Raw genomic sequence first — 25,322 nt, 5'->3', positions numbered from 1 at the left:
AACGCCCTCCCGGCATGGCTGCATCACTACAATCACCACCGGCCCCACACCGCCATCGGGAACCGGTCACCGATCACTCGGTTGACCAACCTCCCTGGGCAGTACAACTAGCCGGTCCTCCAGTGGCCGTCCTGATGTTTACAGGTGGCCCCGACTCCTGCCGCCCTAGTCCAAGGCGTGCCCCGTCTCACATAGGTGGTCCGCGACCTTTTGCAGTTGGCGCACGCCATTCGGACGCCTCGCGACGAATGAAGGCTTGGCCGACCCGTTATGGACGTGCGCCGCCCGCGCTGCCAAACAACGTGTCCGTCTTTGTATTTCAGACACGTTGAGTGGCAGTCGGACAAGTTAGCTGGCGGACGACAAGGGCGGCCCAAGGCTTATCGACGAACCGCGAGAACATTCCGTGGGGTGCCACCGTGATCGTGTGCCGACCCCTCGAGAGCGTCCGAGTACCAAGGAGCCGCGCAGCGCTGTACCGTCGCGACCACCACGTGCGTTCTCCCCTCAGCCCGCAGGACGCTGTGCTCCTGGCTCGAGCTCGCCGGCTGCCTACGCCCGATCTCGGATGACGTCACCCAGAGTCGGTTGTGCCACGAGCGGCGATTTACAACGTTTGGTGCAAATACCCGATGATGGGTGCCATCCAACACTCGGGCTCGGAGCGGCGGGGCGCTGACGCCGCCGGATCAGCGAGCGCTCGGGATCAGAAGTCCCAGTCCTCGTCCTCAGTGTTCACGGCCTTGCCGATGACGTACGACGAACCCGACCCCGAGAAGAAGTCGTGGTTCTCGTCGGCGTTCGGCGACAGGGCCGAGAGGATGGCCGGGTTCACGTCGGTGATGTTCTTCGGGAACATCGGCTCGTAGCCCAGGTTCATGAGCGCCTTGTTGGCGTTGTAGTGCAGGAACTTCTTGACGTCCTCGGTCAGGCCGACGCCGTCGTAGAGGTCCTGCGTGTACTGCGCCTCGTTGTCGTAGAGCTCGTAGAGCAACGAGAACGTGTAGTCCTTCAGGTCCTGCCGCTCGGCCTCGGTGACGAGCTCGAGCCCCTTCTGGAACTTGTAGCCGATGTAGTACCCGTGCACGGCCTCGTCGCGGATGATCAGGCGGACCAGGTCGGCCGTGTTCGTCAGCTTCGCGCGCGACGACCAGTGCATCGGCAGGTAGAAGCCCGAGTAGAACAGGAACGACTCGAGCAGGGTCGACGCGACCTTGCGCTTGAGCGGCTCGTCGCCCTTGTAGTAGTCCATCACGATGGACGCCTTCTTCTGCAGGTTCGGGTTCTCCACCGACCAGCGGAAGGCCTCGTCGATCTCGGGCGTCGACGCGAGGGTCGAGAAGATCGACGAGTAGCTCTTGGCGTGCACCGACTCCATGAACGCGATGTTCGTGTAGACGGCTTCCTCGTGCGGGGTGAGCGCATCGGGGATCAGCGAGACCGCGCCGACCGTGCCCTGGATGGTGTCGAGCAGCGTCAGGCCGGTGAACACGCGCATGGTCAGCGTCTGCTCCTCGGGCGTGAGCGTGTTCCACGACTGCACGTCGTTCGACAGCGGCACCTTCTCGGGCAGCCAGAAGTTGTTGACGAGGCGGTTCCAGACCTCGACGTCCTTGTCGTCCTGGATGCGGTTCCAGTTGATGGCCTGGACCGAATCGATGAGCTTCAGCTTCTCGACCAACGTGGGTTCCTCGTTCGGGGGTTGTGGGGATGCGCGGATGGGATGTGGTGGTGGGAGCCGGTCTGGAGGGACGGTGCGGGCTGGCACCGTCCCTCCAGACCGGAGGTGGTCGCGATCAGCGACCGGCGGCTACAGCATGCAGCTGACGCAGCCCTCGACCTCGGTGCCCTCGAGCGCGAGCTGACGGAGGCGAATGTAGTAGATCGTCTTGATCCCCTTGCGCCACGCGTAGATCTGCGCCTTGTTGATGTCGCGCGTGGTCGCGGTGTCCTTGAAGAACAGCGTGAGCGACAGGCCCTGGTCCACGTGCTGCGTCGCCGCCGCGTACGTGTCGATGATCTTCTCGGGGCCGATCTCGTACGCGTCCGTGTAGTACTCCAGGTTGTCGTTCGTCATGAACGGCGCCGGGTAGTAGACGCGACCGAGCTTGCCTTCCTTGCGGATCTCGATCTTCGACGCGATCGGGTGGATCGACGACGTCGAGTGGTTGATGTACGAGATCGATCCCGTCGGCGGCACGGCCTGCAGGTTCTGGTTGTAGATGCCGTACTCCTGGACCGAGGCCTTGAGCGCGGCCCAGTCGGCCTGGGTCGGGATGTGGATGCCGGCGTCGTCGAACAGCGCCTGCACCCGAGCGGTCGCGGGGACCCACGCCTGCTCGGTGTACTTGTCGAAGAACTCGCCCGACGCGTACTTCGAGTCGGCGAAGCCCTCGAACGCGGTGCCCTGCTCGATCGCGATCGTGTTCGACGCCCGCAGTGCGTGGTACAGCACCGTGTAGAAGTAGATGTTCGTGAAGTCGATGCCCTCGTCGCTGCCGTAGTGGACGCGCTCACGGGCGAGGTAGCCGTGCAGGTTCATCTGCCCGAGGCCGATCGCGTGCGACTTGTCGTTGCCGTCCTCGATCGAGCGGACCGAGCGGATGTGCGACTGCTGCGACACGGCGGTGAGGCCACGGATCGCGGTCTCGATGGTCTTGCCGAAGTCGGGCGAGTCCATCGTCAGCGCGATGTTGAGCGACCCGAGGTTGCAGGAGATGTCCTTGCCGATCGTGTTGTACGACAAGTCCTCGTTGTAGGTCGTCGGGGTGTTGACCTGGAGGATCTCCGAGCACAGGTTCGACATGTTGATCCGGCCCTTGATCGGGTTGGCCTTGTTCACCGTGTCCTCGAACACGATGTACGGGTAGCCCGACTCGAACTGGATCTCGGCGATCGTCTGGAAGAAGTCGCGCGCCTTGATCTTGGTCTTCTTGATCCGCGGGTCGTCGACCATCTCGCGGTACTTCTCGGTCATCGGGACGTCGCCGAACGGGATGCCGTAGACGCGCTCGACGTCGTAGGGCGAGAACAGGTACATGTCCTCGTTGTTCTTGGCGAGCTCGAAGGTGATGTCCGGCACGACGACACCGAGCGACAGCGTCTTGATGCGGATCTTCTCGTCGGCGTTCTCACGCTTGGTGTCGAGGAACCGCATGATGTCGGGGTGGTGCGCCGACAGGTACACCGCGCCCGCACCCTGACGGGCACCGAGCTGGTTCGCGTACGAGAACGAGTCCTCGAGGAGCTTCATCACGGGGATGATCCCGGACGACTGGTTCTCGATCTGCTTGATCGGGGCGCCGGCCTCGCGGATGTTCGAGAGCAGCAGGGCGACACCGCCGCCGCGCTTGGACAGCTGGAGGGCGGAGTTGATGCCGCGCGAGATCGACTCCATGTTGTCCTCGATGCGGAGGAGGAAGCAGGAGACGAGCTCGCCGCGCTGGGCCTTGCCGGTGTTGAGGAACGTCGGGGTCGCCGGCTGGAACCGGCCGCCGATGATCTCCTCGACGAGGTTCACCGCGAGGTCCTCGTCACCGTGGGCGAGCCCGAGCGCGGTCATGACGACGCGGTCCTCGAAGCGCTCGAGGTACCGCTTGCCGTCGAAGGTCTTGAGCGTGTAGCTCGTGTAGTACTTGAACGCCCCGAGGAAGGTCTGGAACCGGAACTTCTTGGAGTAGGCGAGGTCGTTGAGCCGCTGGATGAACTCGAGCGAGTACTGGTCGATCACGGCCTGCTCGTAGTAGTCGTTCTCGACCAGGTAGTCGAGACGCTCCTTGAGGTTGTGGAAGAAGACCGTGTTCTGGTTGACGTGCTGCAGGAAGTACTGCTTGGCGGCCTCGCGGTCCTTGTCGAACTGGATCTCGCCGCTCGGACCGTAGAGGTTGAGCATGGCGTTCAGGGCGTGGTAGTCCATCCCCGTCGCGGGCGACGTCAGATCGACGTCTGCAACTGCTGCGTCCAAAATGCATCCAATCCTGAGTTGACCGCCTGCACGTCGTCAGGGGTCCCGAAGAGTTCGAATCGATAGAGCACGGGCACGTGGCACTTGGCGGCCACGATGTCGCCGGCGAGTCCGTAGGCGTCGCCGAAGTTGGTGTTCCCGCCGACGATGACGCCGCGGATCAACGACCGGTTGTGTTCGTCGTTGAGGAAGGAGATGACCTGCTTGGGCACCGCGCCGCGCCCGTTGCCACCGCCGTACGTCGGCAGGACGAGCACGTACGGCTCGTCGACGCGGAGCGGGGGCTCCTTGGCGAACAACGGGATGCGGACGGCCGGGCGTCCGAGCTTGTCGACGAACCGCGCCGTGTTGCCCGAGACGCTCGAGAAGTACACGAGCTGGCTCATGACGCGCCTCCGACGAGTGGACGGGCGAGGAGCGGGCGCGGTGCCCTGCAGGTGGGTGCGGTGGGTCAGCCGATCTCGGCGACGAGGCCGGCGATCTTGTCGGGACGGAAGCCCGACCAGTGGTCGTCGTCGGTCACGACGACCGGCGCCTGGAGGTAACCGAGGCTCTTGACGTGCTCGAGCGCGGCGGGGTCGGAGGAGACGTCGTGGACCTCGTACTCGATGCCCTTGTTGTCGAGCGCGCGGTACGTCGCCGTGCACTGGACGCAGGACGGCTTGGTGTAGACGGTGACGGCCATGATCTCCCCAGAGGTGGTGTCCCGGACGGGCTGTCCGGCGGTGGTTCTCGGTGTGCTGCTACTGGTGCGTGTGGGCCCGGATCCTGGTCCGGACGGCCGGTCCGTGATGGCCCCGGTGAGGGGCGTTCCGGCCCCGTGAGGGGCCGGTCTGTCCCGGCTGGTCGATACTACATCTTGTGTCCGACACCGGAGTCGACCACAAGAGGAAGTGTTACACCCGTGTAGTTCTCCACAACAGTCCCCACAGGTGGGGCATTCCGGTGGAGCCCATCGGAGGCCCGGATTTCCGCCAGTCTCCGCCCGGCCACCGACATCTGTGCACAACGGTGGAGGGCATGTTCCACAGGGTGTGGGATTCGCGGTTCGGCGTGTCGCGCGTCGGGTCCTGGGCAATGCCCCCTCCCCCGTTGTGGAGGTGGCGGACGGAGGCTCCGACGTGGCAACCGACGACCGTCCGAGGCCCCGCCGGTCGTCGCCCCCGGGAGGTGCGCGACCGGCCATCTGTGGACGGCGGGCCGCCCTCCACGGCGCGTGTCGACCCTCCCGGCCGGCACCGTCGCGTCCGTACACTGAGGACGGTGAGCGCGTACGGGAACCTGCTGCGGACTCCGGGGGTCGGCCGCGTCATCGCGGCACAGCTGACCGCCCGGTTCCCCTTCGGGATGCTGTCGCTCGCGTACCTGCTCCACGTCGAGCGCGTGGCGCACTCCTACGGCGCCGCTGGGCTCGTCCTGGCCGCCTCGAGCATCGGACAGGCCATCGCCGGTCCGCTCACCAGCCGGTGGATGGGCCAGTGGGGCATGCGGCCGGTGCTCATCCTCACGACCTCGGTCTGCGCGGTGAGCATGGCCGCCGTCGCGTTCGTCGTCATGCCCGTTCCGCTGTACATGCTCGTCGGGTTCGTCGGCGGTCTCGCCGTGCCGCCCGTGCAACCGGCCGTGCGGACGATCTACCCGAAGATGGTGACGTCGGCGCAGCTGACCCCGCTGTTCTCGCTCGACGCGTCGGCGCAGGAGCTCATCTGGGTGGCCGGCCCCGTCATCACGACGTTCGTCGCGACGCAGATCAGCACCGTGCTCGCGATCGTGATCGCCATCGCGTTCCTCGTCGTCGGCGGCATCTGGTTCATCGCGTCTCCCGAGGTCGGCCGCGTGCGCATCCCCCGCTCGAAGCGCGCGTTCGGCACGGTGCTCCGTCGCCCGTCGGTGCTCGTCGCCACGTTCACCGGGTTCCTGCTCATCGGCGCGTGCGCGGCGGTGGAGGCCGGCGTGACGAGCGCGTTCGGTGACGGCAGCCCGAACGCGGGCATCGTGCTGGCCCTGTTCGCGATCGGGTCGCTCGGCGGTGGGCTGGCGTTCGGGCACCGTCCGATCGCGCCGAACGGACTGTGGATCCGGATGGTCATCGTCTTCGTGGGGCTCGTCCTCACGACGGTCCACCCGAGTTTCTGGTGGCTGTGCCTGACCCTGCTCATCGCCGGCGGCGGCATCGCCCCCGCACTCGCGGTCATGTTCGGCTCGGTGTCGTCGACCGTCAAGTTCAGCGACACGGCCGAGGCCTACGGCTGGATGGGGACCGGGCAGCTCATCGGCGCCGCGCTCGGGTCCGCGGTGGCCGGCTTCCTCATCGACGCGCACGGTGCCGTCGGCGGCTTGGCGGTCGGCGCGGTCACGGCCTTCGTCGGGGTGCTCGTGCCGCTGTTCGCCCGGCGGTGGTTGCCCGACCTCCGTGGGCGGGACGCATCCCCGATCCCGGACACCGAGCCGGTCGATCTGCCCACGACCTGAGCCCGCCCGCACGCGGCCTGCCCGGGCCACCCGCTGGCCCCACTCCCCGCTGGCCCGCCTGTCCTCGACACCGCGGGCGTCGTCGGACAGGGGGGATGTCGTCGTATCCACGAGCATCTGCGCGCCCGCATGAACCGACGTCGCGGGCGTCGTCCGACAGCGGGGATGTCGAAGACCAACGGGAGGCCAAGGACACCAGCGGCACCAGCGGCACCAGCAGGAGGCCAGGGGTACCAGCGGAACCAGCGGACGGCGTCGCGGGCACCATGGACCGCATGGTCGATCCCGCAACCGTCCCCACCGTCGCCCTGCTCGACGGCAACACCATCCCCGCCGTCGGTCTCGGCGTGTACAAGGTCTCCGACGACGAGGCCGAGCGTGCCGTGCGTGAGGCCCTGCACGTCGGCTACCGGCACGTCGACACGGCCGAGATGTACGGCAACGAAGCCGGGGTCGGCCGGGCCCTCCGGACCGCAGAGGTCGACCGCGACGAGGTGTTCGTCACGACGAAGGTGTGGAACACGAACCAGGGGTTCGACGCGACGATGCGGGCGTTCGACGCATCGCTCGACCGGTTGGAGCTCGATCGGGTGGACCTGTACCTCATCCACTGGCCGGCGGCGGCGAACGACCGCTACGTCGACACCTGGCGGGCGCTCGAGCGGATCCGGACCGAGGGGCGCGCGACCTCGATCGGCGTCTCGAACTTCCAGGTCGAGCACCTGCAGCGGCTCCTCGACGAGACGGACGTGCTCCCGGCGGTGAACCAGGTCGAGCGGCACCCGTGGCTGCCGCAGACGGAGCTCATGGCCTTCCACGCGCGGCACGGGATCGTCACGGAGGCCTGGTCGCCGCTCGGCCGCGGACGCCTGGTGGACGAACCGACCTTGGCGCGCATCGCGGCCGAGCACGACGTGTCCGTCGCGCAGGTGCTCGTGCGCTGGAACCTGCAGCAGGAGGTCGTGGTCCTGCCGAAGTCCGTCACGCCGGCGCGCATCGCGTCGAACATCGACGTCGGCCGGTTCGGACTCGACGACGAGGAGATGGCGGCGATCGCGGCGCTCGAGAACGGGGAGCGCATCGGGTCGCACCCGGACCGCGTCGCCTGAGCGCTCACTCATCCCGCGGGCAGGCCGTCCCCCGGACCCGTAGCGTCGTCGTCGTGACCGATCCTCGCGATGATCCGAGTGCCCGCGACCAGGTGACGCGCGAGCTCGAACCCGGCGAGCACCTGCTCTGGAGCGGTCGCGGGGACCCGTCGGTCCTGTTCACCGGGCGCGATGCGTTCCTCGTGCCCTTCAGCATCATCTGGTGTGCGTTCGTCGCGTTCTGGCTCGCAACGGCGGTGTCGTCCGGCGCCCCGTGGTTCTTCGTCCTCTTCGGCGGGGTCTTCGCCCTGGTGGGACTGCACATGCTGCTCGGACGGTTCGTCGTCAAGCGGCACCGCAAGCGGGTCACGGCATACGCGATCACGGACCGTCGAGTGCTGGTCACGGCTGCGGGCCGGACGCGTGAGACCCCGGTCCGTCGCACGGACCACACCACGTCGTGGTCCCGCGACCGGAGGCACTGCAGCGTCGAGTGGACGAGCGTCGTCGCCGGAGGCACGTTCGGCAACCGAGCGGTGAACGCACAGGTCTACCGGAACACCGGGCTCGACGGCCTGTTCGGCCCGCAGGAGCTCGCGTTCTGGGACGTCGCGGACGGCGACGCGCTCGTTGCCGCGCTGCGCACCGCCGAGCGCGGCCCCGCCTGATCGTCATCCACAGGCCGGCCGGGAGGCCCGGGGCACGCCGCCGAGGTCGGGTACCGTGGTCCGGCACTCGCTAGCACCTGGAGGTCCCGTGACGATCGTCGCCGCCGCTGACGGCTCCGCCCTCGGCAACCCCGGCCCCGCCGGCTGGGCCTGGTACGTGGACGACGACCGGTGGGCCGCGGGCGGATGGCCGAGCGCCACGAACAACCAGGGCGAACTGACCGCCGTGCTCCAGCTGCTGCGTGCCACCAAGGCCACGGGCGAGCCGCTGCACATCCTGTGCGACAGCCAGTACGCCATCAAGGCCTGCACCGAGTGGCTCGCCGGCTGGAAGCGCAAGGGCTGGCGCAAGGCCGACGGCAAGCCGGTGCTCAACGTCGAGATCATCAAGGAGCTCGACGCCGAACTGCAGGGCCGCAAGGTCACGTTCGAGTGGGTCCGGGGGCACGTGGGCCACGAGATGAACGAGGCCGCCGACACTCGCGCCCGAGCCGCGGCGACCGCCTACCAGCGTCGGTCCGAGGTCCCGCACGGGCCGGGGTGGCCCGGGGTCGAGGTCACCGACCCCGCCCCGTTCCCCGAGGCCACGCCGCCCGCGACGCTCTTCTGAGGGGCGACCCGGGGCGGCCTCGCCACCGGGACGACGGACCGCGATCCGCCCCTCCACGTCAGGACCGCGATGCGCCCTCCGTTCGCCGGTTGTCCCGGTCGCGCGCGAGCCGTTAGGCTCCGGCTGACGGGGGGAGCCATGGGGACTCGTGCGATCGGCGGCGTTGCCGTCACGGCGCTGGCGGCGTTCGCGCTCGCCGGCTGCAGTGTGTTCGGTGCCGGTCACGGGGCAGCGCCAGGACCCCACCCGCACGATCCACATGCGCACGGTCCGCACGCGTCGGCGAACCCGTCACAGCCAGCGGCAGGCACGACGACGGCTCCCGACACCACGGTGGACGAGCACGAGCCCGCGTCCCTCCCGCGCGGCACGGTGGTCGCCGAGACGGACGTCACGTCGCCCAGTGGCGACACATCCGCACACGTGCGCGTGGTCTCGGACGGTGACGGCACGTTCACCGCCGAGCTGTCGGGGTTCCGGACGACGGTGTCCCAGCCGATGTCGCTCGAGTTCCGCCCGAGCGTGGCGCACCAGGGGGACGGCTACGACCTCGCGTCGATCGGTCTGGTCCAGTGGGGCGCCGGTGGACAACCGCCGACCGTGGACGACCTGTCCGAGGCCGGGAACGACCCGAGCTTCCTCCGGAGCGTGGTGCTCGTCCCCCTGAACACCGACGCCGAGGCGGCCGCGAACACGATCCCGTCGTGGGCGAACCACGTCCTCGCCGCCGCGCCCCTGACCTGGCACGTGCCGTCCCCGTACCCCGGGTTCCACATCGGCACGATCGCAGCGGCGGTCCCGTACGCCTACGGCACGATCGTCCGGGACGCCACGGGCAAGCCGGTGCAGTACTTCGTCGCGCACGGGGACCGCGCGGTGACCGTGGCGAAGCGCCTCGGGATCACGCTCGCGCAACTGCGGTGGCTCAATCCGCAGAGCGGGTTCCACGAGCGGGACTGGCTCGACGAAGGCGACCTGCTCAACCTCGACCCGAACGGCCGGTCGGACGCGGTCTCCCCCTCGCAGGGCTGACCGCCGGACGGACCTCAGTCGACGTCGACCTCGGTCCAGCCGTCGAACCGGCCGATCTCGGTGACGCGGACAACGGCCTCCCCGGCCTCGTCCGACGCGTCGAGGTCGACGCTCGCGACGATCCCGAAGTCGTTGTCACCCTCGGGGTCGGCGAAGATCTGCCGCGCCCGCCAGGTCCGCCCGGGCCCCGCTTCGTCGAGCACGAGGTACCGCATGGAGCGTGCGTCGGCGTCGGTGCCGATGCTGTCGTGCTCCGCGTAGTACTCCTCGAGCACGGCGTCCCACGCACGCCAGTCGTGGCCGGCGGCGGCGTCGAGCTCCCCCAGGGCCTCGGCGTCGTCGAGCGCGGCGAGCTGCACGCGCCGGAACAGTTCGTTCCGCACGAGCACCCGGAATGCCCGGGTGTTCGTCGTCAAGCGGTTCGGCGCGGGCGGGGCGATCTCCGCTTCGGGCGCGTCCCCGACGAGGTGCGGGGCGACCATGGCCTCCCATTCGTCGACGAGCGAGGAGTCCACCTGCCGCACGAGTTCGCCGAGCCACTCCACGATGTCGGTGAGCTCGTCCGTCCGCATCTCGGTCGGGATCGTCTGCCGCAGCGCGCGGTAGGCGTCGGAGAGGTACCGGAGGACGAGCCCCTCGGAGCGCGAGAGGCCGTAGAAGCGGACGTAGTCGCCGAAGGTCATGGCGCGTTCGAACATGTCGCGGACGACGGACTTCGGGGACAGGGCGAAGTCGAGCACCCACGGCTGTTCCCGGCCGTACGCCTCGTACGCGGCTTCGAGGAGCTCCGCGAGCGGCCGCGGGTGGGTGACGTCCTCGAGGAGCTCCATGCGCTCCTCGTACTCGATGCCCTCACGCTTCATGGCGGCGACGGCCTCGCCGCGTTCCTTGAACTGCTGGGCGCCGAGGATCGCACGAGGGTCGTCGAGCGTGGACTCGACGATGGACACCATGTCGAGGGCGTACGTCGGCGACTCGGGGTCGAGCAGCTCGAACGCGGCGAGCGCGAACGGCGACAGGGGCTGGTTCAGGGCGAAGTTCGGCTGCAGGTCGACGGTGAGCCGGACCGTCGGGGGCTCCCCGGGCCTCCCGGCCGGCACCCGCTCGATGACGCCGGCGGTGAGCAGCGTCCGCGCGATCGTGAGCGCGCGGCGCGCGAGCGCGAACTGACGGGCAGGAGGCTCGTGGTTCGCGAACACGAGGTCGCGCACGGCGCCGAACACGTCGCCACCGCGACCGACCACCGCGAGCACCATCGCATGCGTGATGCGCATCCGGGACGCGAGCGGTTCGGGCTCGGCGGCGATGAGCCGCTGGAACGACGCCTCACCCCAGGACACGAACCCGTCGGGGGCCTTCTTGCGCTTGACCTTGTTCTTCTTCTTCGGGTCGTCACCGGCCTTGGCGAGGGCACGGGCGTTCTCGATGTCGTGCTCGGGCGCCTCGGCGACGACCGTGCCCTCGGTGTCGTACCCGGCTCGTCCCGCGCGACCGGCGATCTGGTGGAACTCCCGCGCGCTGAGTTGTCGCATCTTCGTGCCGTCGAACTTCGTCAGGCCGGTGAACAGCACCGACCGGATGGGCACGTTGATGCCGACGCCCAGGGTGTCGGTGCCGCAGATGACGGGCAGGAGGCCCCGCTGCGCGAGCTGTTCGACGAGTCGCCGGTACTTCGGGAGCATCCCCGCGTGGTGCACCCCGATGCCCGCGCGGATGAGGCGGGACAGGGTCTGGCCGAACCCGGCGCTGAACCGGAAGCCGCCGATGGCGGCGGCGATCTCGTCACGGCGTTCGCGCGAGGCGACCGTGATGCTCGTCAGGGACTGGGCGCGTTCGAGCGCCGCGGCCTGGGCGAAGTGCACGATGTAGACGGGCGCCTTGCCGTCCGACAGGAGCGCCTCGACGGTCTCCTGCACGGGCGTCATGACGTACTCGTAGTCGAGCGGCACCGGGCGGGACACCCCGGTGACGCGCGCGGTGACGCGGCCGGTCCTCCGGGACAGGTCCTCGGCGATCGCCTCGATGTCACCGAGCGTGGCGGACATGAGCAGGAACTGCGCACGGTGCAGGACGAGCAGTGGGACCTGCCACGCCCAGCCGCGGTCGGGCTCGCCGTAGAAGTGGAACTCGTCCATCACGACCACGTCGACGTCGGCGTCGGGGCCCTGCCGGAGCGCGGTGTTCGCGAGGATCTCGGCGGTGCAGCAGATGATCGGGGCGTCGGCGTTCACCGAGGAGTCGCCCGTGACCATGCCGACGTTCTCGGGGCCGAACAGGTCGACGAGCTGGAAGAACTTCTCGGACACGAGCGCCTTGATCGGGGCGGTGTAGTACGACCGCTTGCCCTCGGCGAGCGCGGCGAAGTGCGCGCCGGCGGCGACGAGCGACTTGCCGGTCCCGGTGGGGGTGCTCAGCACGACGTTCGCGCCGGAGACGAGTTCGATGAGCGCTTCGTCCTGCGCGGGGTAGAGCGGACGGCCGGTGGACTCGGCCCACTCCGCGAAGGCGGCGTAGACGGCGTCGGGGTCACCGGCCGGCGGGAGCGCGGTGAGCAGGGGTGCCGGGGCGGTGACGTCGGTCATGGTGGGTCGATCCTCCCGCATCCCGCCTGGGGCGGGCGGCCACCAGCGTCGCGAGCGTCGTCGACCGGGGTGCGGTCCGGCCGAACCGATCGCGCGCATTTCCATGCGAACGCAACGACCGGACGGGTTAGGCTCGGGTCCGTGCTGCGCGAACTCGGGTTCCTGTCCTTCGTCCCGAACCACGGCGGACCCGCAGGGGCGGCCGCCGCGCTCGAGGACGGCCTGCAGCTGTTCGAGCACGCGGAGGGACTCGGATACGCCACGGGCTGGGTCCGCGGCCGGCACTTCGAGCCGTTCCTGACGAGCCCGATGACGTTCTTCGCGGCGGCGGCACAACGCACCCGTCGCATCGGCTTCGGCACCGCCGTGCTCGGCATGCGGTACGAGGACCCCATCCGGCTCGCCGAGGACGTCGCCACCGTGGACCTCCTGAGCGGTGGCCGCGTCGAGCTCGGCATCAGCACGGGGATCCCGCAGTCCGGGCCGGTGCTCGATCCGCTGTTCGGCGCGGTCGACCGTCCGTTCCGCGAGGAAGCGGAGGCCCGCGCGGCGCGGCTCCTCGAGGCCCTCCGCGGCGACGCCCTCGGCACGAGCGGCGGCGGGTACGAGAGCATCCCGGCGGGCAAGGACCTGGTCGTCGAGCCGCGCAGCGCCGGTGTGCTCGATCGCGTGTGGTGGGGCGGCGGCAGCACGGGCACGGCGGTGCGCACCGCGGAGCGGGGGCTCGACCTCCATCTGTCGACGCTCAACACCGAGGACACCGGGGCGCCGTTCGCGGACGCCCAGGCCGCGCAGATCGTCGCGTACCGCGAACGCCTGGCGGAGGCGCACCCGGGTCGGACCGGCCGGGTCGCGATCGGTCGGATCGTCGTGCCGTTCGAGACCGACGCCGACGCCGTCACGCACCGCGAGTTCATCGAGAGCTACGCAGCGGGCATGGACGACGAGGGTCGACCGCGCTCCGGCACCCCGCCGTTCCGGTTCAGCAAGGTGCTGGCCGGCGAACCGGAGCGGATCGTGGAGGCGCTGCTCGGGGACCCCGCGGTCGCCGCGACCGACCAGCTCGTGATCACGCTGCCCGCCAACGGCGACGCCGCGTCCCATCGTCGGATCCTGTCGCTCGTCGCCGACCGGATCGCGCCGCACCTGGGCTGGACGCCCGCCGACTGAGCGACGCGGACGCCCGACCCGGCGACGGGGACCAGGACCGTCCGGCGATCAGGGAATGCCACTCGCCGGGGTTGACCTCGGCGGGAGAGGCGGCGTGGTGAGGACCCCTCCCCCGCCGAGGCGCCCATCCCGGCCCTGATCCGAACGGGATGGTGCGTCCATGATCGCATCGCGCTGTGCGTTTGTCACCCGTCAACAGTCCGATCGCGGAACAGTACGCATCCTGGCTGTTCTCCGTCGCTCCGCGGCCCGAACACGACGATGCGCCCTCGTGGAGACCACGAGGGCGCATCGACACACCGAAGCCGATGGGGCACCGACAGCCGGATCAGGAGGCTGCGGCGCGCTCCGAACGACCACGTACGGTGCGGGCGTCACGGTAACCAGCCGTGTCCACCGAGGTGCATGTTACTGATACGACCGCATCGAAAGCCAGATCACGCGGCCGATTCCCCGGGTGGAGCCGGAATGCGCAGGACCGGGCATGATTGGACGGGCGGCCTGGGGCCGCGACCGGGCTCCATGCCCGGTGGGACTCGACGACGAGGAGGCGCGATGACGCGCGTAGTGGTGACCGGTGGCAGCGGCAAGCTCGGGAGGGCCGTGGTGCGCGAGTTCGACGCGCACGGCTACGACGTGGTCCTGCTCGACCGGGTGCCGTCCCCGGACAAGCCCGAGGGCGTCGCGTTCGTCCGCACCGACCTGACCGACTACGGGCAGGTGCTCGGCGCGTTCATCGGGCTCGACGACCGGTACGACACTCCCGTCGACGCCGTCGTCCACCTCGCCGCGATCCCGGCGCCGGGCCTCGTGCCCGACGTCGCCCTCATCACGAACAACGTGACGGCGTCGATCAACGTGTTCCACGCGGCCAAGGCAGCGGGGATCAAGAACGTCGTGTGGGCGTCGAGCGAGACGCTGCTCGGGATCCCCATGGGCGAGCACCAGCCGCCGTACCTGCCGGTCGACGAGGAGTTCGCCGTCCGCCCGCAGTCCTCGTACTCGCTGGGCAAGGCCGTGGAGGAGGAGATGGCGCGGCACTTCACCCGCTGGGACCCGACCCTCAAGATGATCGGCCTGCGGTTCTCGAACGTCATGGACGAGACCGACTACCCCGCGTACCCGTGGGACGAGCAGCCCGAGGCGAAGATCTTCAACCTGTGGTCCTACATCGACTCGCGTGACGGCGCCCAGGCCGTTCGCAAGGCAGTCGAGAGCGACCTCACCGGGTTCGAGGCGTTCATCATCGCCTCGCCGGACACCGTCATGACGACGCCGACGATCGAACTCGTCGAGCGGTTCGTCCCCGACATCCCCCGGAAGAGCGCGATCGACGGCGTCAGCTCGCTCCTGTCGTCGGACAAGGCCCGCGAGCTCATCGGCTACGACCCGCAGTACAGCTGGCGCGACGGCCGCTGAGCCGGTTCCACGAGATCGCACTCGTCGCCGTTCTGACCACCGTCGGAACGGCGACGACTGCGATCTCGGCGGTGGGGGGCGGGACGAGCGGGACCGAGCAGGTCAGGCGGGCGGGCGCAGGAGGCCGTCCTGCAGCAGGGCACGGACGCGCGGCAGCAGATCGGCGGCGAGGTCCTCGGCCCCGACGCCGGTGAGGTCCGCGATCGCCTCGATGATCGCCCGCACCGACAGGTCCCCGTCGCAGGCACCGACGAACGCGGCGAGCGCGGTGTCGGCGTCCACGCGCCGCGCGAACCCGCCGCCCTGCACGAGGGTGATCACGGTCGGGTCGTCGTTGCCCGGCCAGTAGTGGCGCTCCTCCGTCACGTCGCCGGCGACCACGAGGTGCGCGCGCCCGAGGGCCTCGTCGTCGTGCCCGCGCGACCACGCGACGGCGTCGAGCGTCCGTGCGACGGCGGCGCCGAGGCCGGTCGGGTTGCTGCCGAGCGCGTCCGCGATCCGTTCGAAGCGCCGCAGCCGGGAGGCTCGACCGCCGCTCGGCGCGCCGCTCGCCTCCGCCACGGGGTCCGGTCGGCGGACGACGACGTAGCCGAACCCGACGGCGGTGACGTGTCGGGCGGCGAAGTCGTCGAGCCAGGCGTCGACGAGTCGGTCGTGGGCGGGAGTGCCGGGTCGCGTGCCGCCGTCGCGGATCCAGGTCTCGGCGTAGCGGGCGGGGTCCTGCTGCTCGCGCTCGACGACCCAGACGTCGACGTCGCGCGCCGACGCGGTGTCGTCGAACCAGCCGCGGACACGGTCGAGCCCGTCCCGACCCCATCGGTACTCCCAGTTCCCGAGGAGCTGCGCCGTGCCTCCCGGCTCGAGGTGCTCGGCGACTCCGCGCAGGACGGTCTCGACGAGGCCGTCGCCCACCATGCCGCCGTCGCGGTACTCGTACGAGGGGACGTCGTCGCGCCGGGGTGTGATGACGAACGGCGGATTCGACACGATGCGGTCGAACCGCTCTCCCGCGACGGGCTCGAACAGGGACCCGAGGCGGAACTCGATGCCGTCGAGCCCGTTGAGGTCGGCGTTGAACCGCGCGATCGCGAGGGCCCGCTCCGAGATGTCGGTCGCCACGACCTGGTCCGCGTGGCGACGCGCGTGCATCGCCTGGATCCCGCAGCCCGTGCCGAGGTCGAGCACGCGACGGACGGGGACGGGCACCATGAGGCCGCTCAGGGTCATCGTGGCACCACCGACGCCGAGCACGTGGTCCTCGCCGAGCGGCCCGCCGAGGGCGGCCTCGCCGAGGTCGGACAGGATCCACCAGCTGCCCGCGCCGGCGTCGTCGACGAAGGCGTAGGGCCGGAGGTCGACCGCCGGGACGACGTGGTCGCCCACGAGGCGCAGGAGGCCCGCGGCGGCGAGCGCCTCGACGCCGGCGGTGGGCAGGGCCGCGTCCGCGTCGGTCCGGGGCACGGCGACGCCGAGCACGAAGCACGTGGCGAGCGTGGCGGTGGCGGTCGGCGCTGTGGCGGCGGGCGCGGTGGCGGTCGGTGCCCGGTCGTCCGCGCTGTCGTTCGTGGCACCGGTCGTCATGCCGGCGCGTCGCCGTGCGTCCAGGGCCCGGAGCGCGGGGACGCGGTCGCCACGGTGCAGGGCGGCCGCGGCGTCCGTGCCCCAGAGCGCGTCCACGGCGTCGACGGTGTACCCCGCGTCGCGCAGGTCCTCGGCGAGCGCACGGGCGAGTGCGGCGTCGGGGACGATCCGGCGGGCGGGCGCCGGGGCGAGTTCGGGGGCGTGCTGCGTCGTCACGCGCGAGCCGGGGTGTGCGCGCCGGCGGTGCGCGGTGCGGGCAGCGGCGGCAGGTCCTCGAGGAGCACGGCGGGCGGGACCTGCCACGTGCGGACGAGGTCGAGCACGCCGGGGAACCGCGCGGCGATGACCTCGGTCCGGACGCGGCTGCGTCGCTCGAGGCCGTCCTGACGCTGCTCGAGCAGGCCGGCCTCGCGCAGGACCCGGAAGTGGTGCGTCAGCGTCGACTTCGGCCGGTCGATCCCCACCCATCCACAGGCCTGCTCGGATCCGTCGCCGTCGACGAGGTACCGGTGCAGGATGGTGAGGCGGATGGGGTCCGAGAGCGCCGCCATCACGCTCGGCAGCGCGATCGCATCCGGGTCCGGCTGCGGCAGGAGCGGTGCCGGGGTGGGGGCGACGGCGACGGCTGCTGACATGCGCGGAAGGCTACCACCCAGTACTGGGCAGTACGACTCGGGTCGTACTGGGAGTACAGTACGAGTCTGCTCGTACTGCGACCGCGCGGCGCGAGCCCGAGGACCAGGAGGAACGGCATGGCACCGACGGAGCGCACGAGCGACCACGGACAGGCCGTGTCCACCCAGCCGCGACGCTCGGTCGTCGCCTTCTGGATCGTCGCGGCGATGATGTTCATCTCCGTCGCGTCGTCGGCCATCCCCTCGCCGATCTACCCCGTGTACGCGGCCGAGTGGCACCTGAGCCCGCTCATGCTCACCGGGGTGTTCGCGATCTACGTGGCCGGGCTCCTCGTCAGCCTGTTGACCGCCGGCGCGCTGTCCGACCACGTCGGCCGGAAGCCCGTGCTCGCGGTCGGTGCGCTCGGTGTCGTCGCCGCGATGGTGCTGTTCGTGCTCGCGAACGGGGTCGCGATGCTCATCGTCGCCCGCATCGTGCAGGGCGTCTTCGTGGGCGTGCTCATCGGGGCCCTCGGTGCGGCGCTCCTCGATCACTCACTCGAACGGCATCCCGCCCTCGCCGGCGTCCTCAACGGCGCGGTCCCGCCCATCGCCCTCGCGGTCGGGGCGCTCTCGAGCGGCATGCTCGTCGAGTGGGCACCGCTGCCCGAGCAACTCGTCTACATCGTCTTCGGCGCACTGCTCGTGCTCGCGGCGGCCACCCTCGTCGTCGTGCCGGAACGCGTCCGCAAGCAGCCCGGCGCGCTCCGGTCCCTGCGCCCCACCCTCGGGATCCCGGCGTCGTCGAAGCGCCTGTTCCGCAGCGTCGTCGGCGCCCTCGTGTCGAGCTGGGCGCTCGGCGGGATGTTCCTGTCCATCGTGCCGTCCCTCCTGCCGGCGGTGTTCGGCGTGACGGACCACGTGGCAGCGGGCGGGTTCATCGCGGCGTTCGCTGGTACTGGTGCGCTGACGGGGGTCGTCATCCAGCGCATGGACGCCCGTCACGCGGTCGTGCTCGGCCTCGTGGCGCTCGTCGTCGGGCCGGTCGTCACGCTCGGGTTCGTCGTCGCGCACCTGCTCGTGGGCGTCGTCGTCGGCGCGGTGATCGCGGGCGTCGGCTTCGGGGCGGGGTTCCAGGCAGGGCTGCGGATGCTGCTCGCCACGGCGTCCCCCGCACACCGGGCCGGACTCCTGTCGGCGATCTACGTCGCGAGCTACCTGGCGTTCGGTGCACCGAGCGTCGTCGCGGGGCTGTTCGAGCCGAGCGTCGGGATCGTGCCCGTGAGCGTCGCCTACGGCGGGTTCGTCGTGCTCGCGGCGGTCGTCGCCCTCGTGGCCCAGCTCCGGTCGCCCCGGACCGCTGCGCTCGAGCAGGCCGCCGCCGACGAGGTCGAGCGCATCGCGACGGGGACGATCCGCACCGTCTGACGCCACCCCCGACCTGGATCCCAGCCGGTTGAACCGCCTTCCGTCGTGTTGAACCGCGGAACAACCCGGTTCAACAGGGCGAAGCGCGGTTCAACTCGGGAGGAGCAGCAGCGGCGCGCGGGAGCAGCAGCGGCGCGCGGGAGCAGCAGCGGCGCGCGGCGGCGGCAGCGCGATCAGCGCGACGAGGCCCCCATCGACCGATGGGCGTCGTCGTGCGCCGCGTCCACCGACGCCTTGCCCCGGTCGGCTGCAGCCCGCATGCGCGAGGACGGCGCGTGCCGACGGACCCGATCCCAGAAGTCGTGCAGCTTCCGGCGCAGCCAGGTCGAGATGCGGTGGAAGAACGCGAACTCGCTCGACAGGATCGTCAGACCGATGAACACCACGAGCCAGCCCGGCCCGGGCAGGGGCACGAGCGCCAGCCCGATGATGATGACGAGGCCGCCGACGATCCCGACGAGGACGCGGTAGACGAAGTGCACGTGGGGCCGCGCGTGGATCCACGCTCGCACGTCGCTGAACCAGTGGAACCGATGTGGCTTCGGCGGTACCGGCGCCGCGACGAGCGCCTGTCCGGGGGCTCGCGCTGCTCCATCGTCGTCCGCGGCACGGGGGTCGGCCCCGTCGGTGTGCACGCGGTCGCCGTCCATGGCTCGAGGCTAGGAACCCCGGCTGGGAAACCCCGGGGGTGCGGCTGGTGATGTCCCCCCGGCGACGACCGGGAGGCCCGGCACCCGACACCGGGAGCGGTCCCGCCACGAGCGACACCGGAGCAGCCCGGTCATCCCGTGTGCGACTCGGGTACGCGCCCGCGGCGGGGCAGACCGACGCGGACATGGCCCGGCAGCACACCGCGATCTTCCGCCAGGCGATCGCCGGGCAGCCGATGGCGAACGCGAACCCGCAGATGACCGGCCGTGAGGGGTCCCTGCCCCTCTTCCCGCTGTCCGACACGCTCCCCGACCGCATCTGGTGGGGTGCCGGCACCCGCGCGACGGCGGAGTGGACCGCGGAGCAGGGCATGAACCTCATGTCGTCCACCCTCCTGACCGAGGACACCGGCGTGCCGTTCGACGAGCTGCAGGCCGAGCAGATCCAGCGGTTCCGCGACGCGTGGGCCGAGTCCGGCTGGGAGCGCACACCGCGCGTCTCCGTGTCGCGGAGCATCATCCCGATCATCGACGACGAGTCCCGCCACTACTTCGGCGTCCGAGCGCAGGTGGAGGGGCAGGACCAGGTCGGGCAGCTCGACGGCGGCCTCGCGCGGTTCGGACGCTCCTACATCGGCGAGCCGGAGCAGCTCGTCGCCGAGCTCGCCCAGGACGCGGCCGTCGCGGCCGCCGACACCGTGCTCGTGACGGTGCCGAACCAGCTCGGCGTCGAGTTCAACGCGCGCCTGCTCGCCGGCGTCAAGGCCGTCGGGAGCGAGCTCGGCTGGGACCGGGAGGCCGTGGGCGCGGCCTGAACCGTACCTCCCGTCCGGTTTGTCCCCCCTTCTGCCGACACTCGTGCTGGGGCTGGGGCGGATGGGACGCGCTTCGTAGGCTCGATCGCGTTCCACCCCTTCCAGGATCAGGAGACGTCCCCGTGTCACTGCCGGCTGCTGGCTGGTTCCCCGACCCCGCCGATGCGACGCGTCTGCGGTGGTGGGACGGTCGCACGTGGGGCAGTGCCACGCAGGCGCCCGCGCTGGCCGACCGGACACTGGCCCCCACGACGCCCGAGTCCGTCGCCCCGCACTTCTCGGTGACGTCGCAGGACCTCGACGAGCACGGCTGGGCGTGCGGATCCCGCACGGGATCGATCGCGCTCACCCCGGGCGGCCGGTTCAGCGTGCACGCCGCGCGGCGCTTCTGCCTGTTCGGCTGGGGCTCGCTCGCGCTGGCGTTGCTCGCCCTGGTGGTCGACCCGTTCGGGATCGTCAGCCTGCTCGCGGTGCTCGCCGCGATCGTGGGCATCGCCCGCCCCCGAGCCACGGGGGTGTGGCGCGTCGCCGCGCGCAGCATGGCCTTCACGGCAGCCGTGCTCGGCATCATGACCCTGGCGCTCGCCGCGAGTCAGCTCACGGGCGCCGTCCCCGTCTGATCGGGCGGCGCGTCCGGCCACGGGCGGCACGGCAGGCCAGGCGGCGCGTCAGGCCGCGGGCGGCGTCAGGCCGCGTCCGGCGCGGACCGCTCGACGAGCCGGGCCACGGCCGCGATCGGGATGCCGATCCAGTCCGGACGGTTGCGCGCCTCGTACACGGCCTCGTAGACGGCCTTGTCGATCTCGAACGCATCGAGCAGGGTCCGCTGGGCACGGATGTCCGTCCCGGACGCCGCGATGTACCCGTCCACGAAGGCGCGGCGCGCATCGTGCGCCCAGCCACTCGCATCAGTCGGGTGGTCGCCGTGCTGCAGGGCGCCGGCGACGTAGTCGAACGAGCGGAGCATGCCCGCGACGTCCCGCAGTGTGACGTCGGGTCGCGACCGCTCGGGCATCGGCCGGAGCGGCTCGCCCTCGAAGTCGAGGAGCACCCAGCCGCGGTCGGGCGACGAGACCGCCTGCCCCAGGTGGAGGTCGCCGTGGATGCGCTGGAGCCGGGGCCATTCGAGGCCCTCGGCGGCGTCGTAGATCCTGCGGATCGCGTCGGCGTGCTCGGCGACGGCGGGCACCTCGTCCGAGGCGACCTCGAGCCGCTGCCGCATCGACCCGACCGCCGAGGCGATCTCGTCGGTGCCGGCCGCGACCGTCGGGAGCTGCTCGGCGAGCACCGCGTGCACCTCGGCCGTCGCCTGCCCGAGACCGTGGGCCTGCTCGGTGAAGTCCACGCCGTCCTGCGCGGCCTGGAGGGCGACGCGCCAGGCGTCCTCGAGCCCCGGCAGGAACTCCTGCGCGAACGCGAGGTGCCCCGTCGCCGTGCCCTCGTCCCGCCCGACGTCCGGCCAGGTGCCCCGGAGCGCCCCGAACGACCTCGGCACGCGCGTTGAGCCACCTGCCGAGAGCGCGGCCTGGGAGGTCACGTCCGGGTTGTCGCCGTGGTGCAGGACCCGGAACACCTTGACGATGACCTGACCGCCGCCACCGTCGACGTCGCAGATCACGGACGTGTTCGACTGTTCGCCGCGGAGCACCCGGACGGCGGTCACGGCACCGATGTCGGCGAGGTGCTGCCCCTCCACGCTGGCACCGTCGGCCTGCACGGTCGCGCCGCCGTCGATCGTCCCAAGCAGCCACCGTGCGTACGCGGCGTCGTGCGGCCCGTCGTAGAGCCACCGTTCGCCGTCCGTGGCGATGAGGACCTCGTCGAGCGCGTCGACCGGCTCGGTCCGCACGGTGAGCGGCACCTGGTAGAGCACGGGCGTGCTCGGGGCGTCGTCGATGACGAGCTGCGTGCTGACCCGGACGCCGTCGACCTCCCCCTCGAGGGCGGCGATGAGCCGGAGCGCGGGGTCGAGGCCCTTCGCGGCGTACCAGCGCTGCCCCGCCATCCAGGCGGCCACGACCTCGTGGGTCAGGGCGTCGACCCGGCGGTCGTCGCGCGGCTCCGAGGTCGATGTCGGGTCCGTCGCGGCGGTGGTCGGGGCTGCGTCGCTCATGCGCCGGAGCGTACGCCGGACGGACCGGCGCGGTTCCCTGGTCCGCGCCGGGAGGCCGTGGTCGGCTCCGGCTTGCCCGGGACCCGGGCAGCGCGGCAGGTCGGAGCCCGCGTGGGACACTGGCCCCGTGCCGCACTACCTCGAGGACCTCGCCGCCGGACAGACCTTCGTGACCCCGGGTCGCACGATCACCGAGGCGGACGTCGTGTCGTTCGCGTCGTGGACGAACGACAACAACCAGGTGCACACCGATGTCGAGTTCGCGAAGCAGACGCGGTACGGCCAGCGCATCGTCCACGGCATGCTCGGCGCGTCCCTGTGCCTGGGGCTGATCGCCCGCACCGGCGTGTTCGAGGGCTCCGCCGTCGCGCTCCTCGGCATCGACGGTTGGCGGTTCACCGCGCCCGTGTTCATCGGTGACACGCTCACCTGCACGGTCGAGATCCTGTCCACCCGTCGCACGAGCTCCGGCCGCACCGGCATCGTCGAGCGCACCGTGACCCTCCGGAACCAGCACGGCGAGGTCGTGCAGACCGGACGCATGGACGTCATGGTCCTCACCCGCGAGGCCGCCATCGAGTGACCTCCCGTCGGAGCGCGCGCGCCCGTCGCGCCTCTGCGATCATCGAGGTCGTGCCAGCTCTGCCGATGCCCGTCAGCACGGCCCTCCACGGCGTGGGCGGGGCCTCCCGGCCGCGGCGGCTCGCCCGCCTGCTCCGGATCAGGCGGCTCACCCGCCTGATCCGGATCGCCGTGGAGGGACGGCACAGCGGGTGGACCGCCCCGCTCCTGCTGTGGGTCGGCTCCCGTGCGGTGAGCACCGTGCTGCTCGTCGGCGTGCTGCTCGTCGGGGCCGCCGCCGGACACGAGCCGGAGGGCCACGGCGGCGCCCACGGTCTGCTGGCGTTCTCCGGCTCCTGGGACGCGTGGTGGTACCAGACCGTCGCGGTGCACGGGTACCCGCGGTCCGTCCCCCTGGACCACCACGGGCACGTCGAGCCGAACGCGTGGGCGTTCCTCCCGGTGTTCCCCGCCGTCGTCCGTGTCGTCATGGCCGTCACCGGGCTGTCCTTCTGGGGTGCGGGCGTCGTCGTCTCCCTGCTCAGCGGCGCCGGCGGCACGGTCGTGCTCTACCGGCTCGTCGGCGCCGTCGCCGGGTCCCGACGTGCCCGGCGCGCCACGGCCCTGTTCGTGTTCGGGCCGCTCGGGTTCCTGCTGCAGGTGCCCTACGCCGAGGCGCTGTCCCTGCTGCTCGTCGCGGGCGCGTTGCTCGCACTCGTGCAACGCCGGTACCCGCTCGTGGCCGCCCTGGGCGTGGTCGCCGCGTTCACCCGCCCGGGCGCCCTCGCGCTGTCCGTCGCGGTCGCCGTGCACCTCGTCGCCATCGAGGTCCGGGCCGGTCGATCGCGCACCCGGGGCCTGCCCGCCCGACGGTGGATCCACCGCGTCCCCTGGACCACGCGCCTCGGCCTCGCCGTCACCGGGATCGTGGTCGCGGTGGCCGGTCTGGCCTGGCCGTTCATCGCGAGCGCGGTCACCGGGCGGCCGGACACCTACCTCGACAGCGAGCTCGCCTGGTGGACCGGGTACGTCGGCCACGTCCACTTCGTGCCGATGACCCCGTGGTTCATGCTCGCCGGGCGGTGGCTCGGGAACGGCGGGTTCGTCCTGGTGATCGCCGTGATCGCCGCCGCGGTGTGGCTGCTCGTCCGGCGGAGCACGCGCGCGCTCGGGCCCGAGGTGGTCGGGTTCGTGGCCGCGTACGGGGTCTACCTCGTCGCGGTGTTCCTGCCACAGCAGAGCCTCGTGCGGCTGCTCATGCCCGCCGCGCCCGTGCTCGGGACCGACCTGTTCGTGCGGACGCGGCGGCGCACGGTCGTGCTCGCCGTCGTCGGCGTGGTGCTGCAGGCGATCGCGATCGTGCTCATCTGGTACATCGGGTTCCCCTGATCGTGTTCTCCCGGCCCGGGCGGTGTGACCGGTCGGATCCCGTTCCCGTGGTCCGGGCGGCATGCGACCGCCGCCGCTGCACTACGCGTCGAAGGTGTGGAACCAGGCCGTGCCACCGGGGTGCTGCACGGTGAGCATCTCGTCGAGGTCGCGGTAGGGGCCGTCCTCGTTGTGGCTCGCGGACTTGATGAGCACCGTGCCGTCGGGCTTCGGGAACACCTCGGACACGATCGTCGTGTGGTCCGGTGACCCGTTGCCGTTCCAGTCCCACATGACGATGTCACCGACCCCGACCTTCGCGCGCTCGTCCAGCGTCCGCCGCGTGAGCCCGAAGGCGGCGGCGTTCGTCTGCAACCACGGGTCGAGCGACGGGCAGTAGGTCCAGGTGGCGGAGTGCTCGGCCCCGGCGTCGTGGTTGTACCAGTCGTCGCGCTGCTGCCACCCGCGGGCGACGAGCGTCTGGCTGACGAAGTTCGCGCAGTCGCCGCCGATCGCGTTCATGTTGCCGTACTCCGCCAGGTTGTAGTTCGACCAGTGCGCCATCGCGTACTGGAGCTGACGGTCGACGGCGGTCAGCGCGGCGTACGTCAGCGTCGTCGTGGCGACGGGCGTTCCCGCGGTGGCTGCGGTGGGCGTCGGGGTCGAGGTCGCGCCGCTCGTGGCGGTGTCCCCGCTCACGCCGTCGTTGCTCGTGCTGCCGTTGCCGTCCGACGTCGTCACGTTCGCCGACGGCACCGGCTCCACCGCACGGGTGAACAGCGCCACCTCCGCGCGCCCCGGGGCGTAGGAGGCCTGGTGCGGAGCCGTGAAGGTCAACCGCTCGTCCGTCGCGTGGACGTCCCGTGCCGCGAGCCCGCCGACCGTCACGCCCGCGACCCGCGCCAGCCCGGACCCCGTGATGGTCACGGTCACCCCGCCGGCCAAGGGCACCTGCGCCGGCGACAGCGCCCGTGCGACCGGGTGCGCCGCGCCTGTCGACGCGCTGCCCGTCGTGGGTCCGTGCGTCGCGGACCCCGAGGACCGGTCGTCCGCCGTGCACGCCGCGAGCGCCAGGCCGACAACGGCGACACCCGCCAGCGAGAACAGGGAACGTCGGGTGAGCGCGGCGGGAGCAGTCATCGTCCGGACAGGGTAAGCGATACGTCCGAGGATGCGCCGGTGGCCCA

22 protein-coding genes and 1 pseudogene are annotated in these 25,322 nt (G+C 71.1%); 13 read left to right on the top strand and 10 right to left on the bottom strand.

The features are described 5' to 3' along the window. The coding region (locus DEI82_RS10435) for an integrase core domain-containing protein (protein WP_146242829.1) at window positions 1-111 on the top strand (111 nt) is incomplete at its 5' end. A gap of 595 nt (window positions 112-706) precedes the next feature. Here the strand turns inward: DEI82_RS10435 and nrdF are convergent. From nrdF to nrdH, 4 genes are all read right to left on the bottom strand, one after another. Continuing rightward, on the bottom strand, window positions 707-1,681 hold the full coding sequence (gene nrdF, locus DEI82_RS10430) for a class 1b ribonucleoside-diphosphate reductase subunit beta (RefSeq protein WP_111010416.1): 975 nt from the start codon (window positions 1,679-1,681) through the stop codon (window positions 707-709). Window positions 1,682-1,810: 129 nt separating this feature from the next. After that, complete coding sequence (gene nrdE, locus DEI82_RS10425) at window positions 1,811-3,916, bottom strand: class 1b ribonucleoside-diphosphate reductase subunit alpha (RefSeq protein ID WP_111036705.1); 2,106 nt, start codon at window positions 3,914-3,916, stop codon at window positions 1,811-1,813. A 17-nt stretch (window positions 3,917-3,933) separates the two neighbouring features. Continuing rightward, window positions 3,934-4,350: a class Ib ribonucleoside-diphosphate reductase assembly flavoprotein NrdI gene (nrdI, locus tag DEI82_RS10420; protein WP_111010419.1), complete on the bottom strand. Its 417-nt coding sequence runs from the start codon at window positions 4,348-4,350 to the stop codon at window positions 3,934-3,936. Between the two features lie 65 nt (window positions 4,351-4,415). Continuing rightward, window positions 4,416-4,649 (bottom strand): glutaredoxin-like protein NrdH, encoded by a 234-nt coding sequence (gene nrdH / locus DEI82_RS10415; RefSeq protein WP_111010420.1) that lies wholly within the window; start codon window positions 4,647-4,649, stop codon window positions 4,416-4,418. Between the two features lie 578 nt (window positions 4,650-5,227). Between nrdH and DEI82_RS10410 the strand changes: the two genes are divergently transcribed. From DEI82_RS10410 to DEI82_RS10390, 5 genes are all read left to right on the top strand, one after another. Then, on the top strand, window positions 5,228-6,436 hold the full coding sequence (locus DEI82_RS10410) for an MFS transporter (protein WP_111036704.1): 1,209 nt from the start codon (window positions 5,228-5,230) through the stop codon (window positions 6,434-6,436). Window positions 6,437-6,711: 275 nt separating this feature from the next. Next, complete coding sequence (locus DEI82_RS10405; protein WP_111036723.1) at window positions 6,712-7,545, top strand: aldo/keto reductase; 834 nt, start codon at window positions 6,712-6,714, stop codon at window positions 7,543-7,545. A 53-nt stretch (window positions 7,546-7,598) separates the two neighbouring features. Beyond that, a complete protein-coding gene (locus DEI82_RS10400; RefSeq protein WP_146242892.1) occupies window positions 7,599-8,192 on the top strand; it encodes a hypothetical protein in 594 nt (197 codons plus the stop codon). A gap of 88 nt (window positions 8,193-8,280) precedes the next feature. After that, window positions 8,281-8,802 carry a ribonuclease H gene (locus tag DEI82_RS10395; protein WP_111036702.1) on the top strand — a complete coding sequence of 174 codons (522 nt, stop codon included), beginning with the start codon at window positions 8,281-8,283 and terminating at the stop codon, window positions 8,800-8,802. 138 nt (window positions 8,803-8,940) lie between these two features. Then, window positions 8,941-9,834 carry a hypothetical protein gene (locus tag DEI82_RS10390; protein WP_111050013.1) on the top strand — a complete coding sequence of 298 codons (894 nt, stop codon included), beginning with the start codon at window positions 8,941-8,943 and terminating at the stop codon, window positions 9,832-9,834. A gap of 14 nt (window positions 9,835-9,848) precedes the next feature. On the opposite strand, the gene DEI82_RS10385 is transcribed toward DEI82_RS10390, so the two are convergent. Beyond that, window positions 9,849-12,416: an RNA helicase gene (locus DEI82_RS10385; protein ID WP_111036722.1), complete on the bottom strand. Its 2,568-nt coding sequence runs from the start codon at window positions 12,414-12,416 to the stop codon at window positions 9,849-9,851. Between the two features lie 141 nt (window positions 12,417-12,557). On the opposite strand from DEI82_RS10385, the gene DEI82_RS10380 reads away from it, so the two are divergent. Both DEI82_RS10380 and DEI82_RS10375 read left to right on the top strand, forming a co-directional pair. Further along, window positions 12,558-13,586, top strand: a complete 1,029-nt coding sequence (locus tag DEI82_RS10380; RefSeq protein WP_181435179.1) for an LLM class flavin-dependent oxidoreductase — start codon at window positions 12,558-12,560, stop codon at window positions 13,584-13,586. Window positions 13,587-14,141: 555 nt separating this feature from the next. Beyond that, complete coding sequence (locus DEI82_RS10375) at window positions 14,142-15,005, top strand: NAD(P)-dependent oxidoreductase (protein WP_111013161.1); 864 nt, start codon at window positions 14,142-14,144, stop codon at window positions 15,003-15,005. A 102-nt stretch (window positions 15,006-15,107) separates the two neighbouring features. On the opposite strand, the gene DEI82_RS10370 is transcribed toward DEI82_RS10375, so the two are convergent. Together DEI82_RS10370 and DEI82_RS16390 are read right to left on the bottom strand one after the other, a co-directional pair. After that, the gene (locus tag DEI82_RS10370; RefSeq protein WP_375334623.1) at window positions 15,108-16,802 is read right to left on the bottom strand and encodes a methyltransferase; all 1,695 of its coding nucleotides are present in this window, start codon (window positions 16,800-16,802) and stop codon (window positions 15,108-15,110) included. Then, window positions 16,799-17,221 (bottom strand): helix-turn-helix transcriptional regulator, encoded by a 423-nt coding sequence (locus DEI82_RS16390; protein ID WP_111026248.1) that lies wholly within the window; start codon window positions 17,219-17,221, stop codon window positions 16,799-16,801. Before DEI82_RS16390 ends, DEI82_RS10370 begins: the two co-directional genes overlap by 4 nt. A 117-nt stretch (window positions 17,222-17,338) precedes the next feature. Here DEI82_RS16390 and DEI82_RS10360 point away from each other — a divergent pair, with 117 nt between their 5' ends. Then, entirely contained in the window at window positions 17,339-18,628 is a 1,290-nt protein-coding gene (locus tag DEI82_RS10360; protein WP_111036700.1) for an MFS transporter, read from the top strand. 173 nt (window positions 18,629-18,801) lie between these two features. Here the strand turns inward: DEI82_RS10360 and DEI82_RS10355 are convergent, their stop codons facing one another. Next, window positions 18,802-19,278, bottom strand: a complete 477-nt coding sequence (locus DEI82_RS10355) for a TIGR02611 family protein (RefSeq protein ID WP_111036699.1) — start codon at window positions 19,276-19,278, stop codon at window positions 18,802-18,804. Between the two features lie 143 nt (window positions 19,279-19,421). Here DEI82_RS10355 and DEI82_RS10350 point away from each other — a divergent pair. Together DEI82_RS10350 and DEI82_RS10345 are read left to right on the top strand one after the other, a co-directional pair. Continuing rightward, window positions 19,422-20,093 (top strand): annotated as a pseudogene (locus tag DEI82_RS10350) (LLM class flavin-dependent oxidoreductase); the annotation flags it as partial. A gap of 122 nt (window positions 20,094-20,215) precedes the next feature. After that, window positions 20,216-20,713: a DUF2510 domain-containing protein gene (locus DEI82_RS10345; protein ID WP_181435177.1), complete on the top strand. Its 498-nt coding sequence runs from the start codon at window positions 20,216-20,218 to the stop codon at window positions 20,711-20,713. A gap of 65 nt (window positions 20,714-20,778) precedes the next feature. Here DEI82_RS10345 and DEI82_RS10340 read toward each other — a convergent pair whose 3' ends face one another. Next, window positions 20,779-22,206 (bottom strand): phosphotransferase, encoded by a 1,428-nt coding sequence (locus DEI82_RS10340; protein ID WP_181435176.1) that lies wholly within the window; start codon window positions 22,204-22,206, stop codon window positions 20,779-20,781. Window positions 22,207-22,333: 127 nt separating this feature from the next. On the opposite strand from DEI82_RS10340, the gene DEI82_RS10335 reads away from it, so the two are divergent. Together DEI82_RS10335 and DEI82_RS10330 are read left to right on the top strand one after the other, a co-directional pair. Continuing rightward, window positions 22,334-22,789, top strand: coding sequence for a MaoC/PaaZ C-terminal domain-containing protein (locus DEI82_RS10335; RefSeq protein WP_258368596.1), 456 nt, complete (start codon window positions 22,334-22,336; stop codon window positions 22,787-22,789). Between the two features lie 50 nt (window positions 22,790-22,839). Beyond that, window positions 22,840-24,156, top strand: a complete 1,317-nt coding sequence (locus DEI82_RS10330) for a hypothetical protein (RefSeq protein ID WP_258372034.1) — start codon at window positions 22,840-22,842, stop codon at window positions 24,154-24,156. An 81-nt stretch (window positions 24,157-24,237) separates the two neighbouring features. Here the strand turns inward: DEI82_RS10330 and DEI82_RS10325 are convergent, their stop codons facing one another. Beyond that, window positions 24,238-25,275, bottom strand: coding sequence for an amidase domain-containing protein (locus DEI82_RS10325; RefSeq protein WP_111036698.1), 1,038 nt, complete (start codon window positions 25,273-25,275; stop codon window positions 24,238-24,240). Window positions 25,276-25,322: the final 47 nt, after the last annotated feature.

This window comes from Curtobacterium sp. MCBD17_019 (assembly GCF_003234555.1).
Lineage (GTDB): Bacteria > Actinomycetota > Actinomycetes > Actinomycetales > Microbacteriaceae > Curtobacterium.
This window is presented reverse-complemented; position numbering and strand designations above follow the sequence as displayed.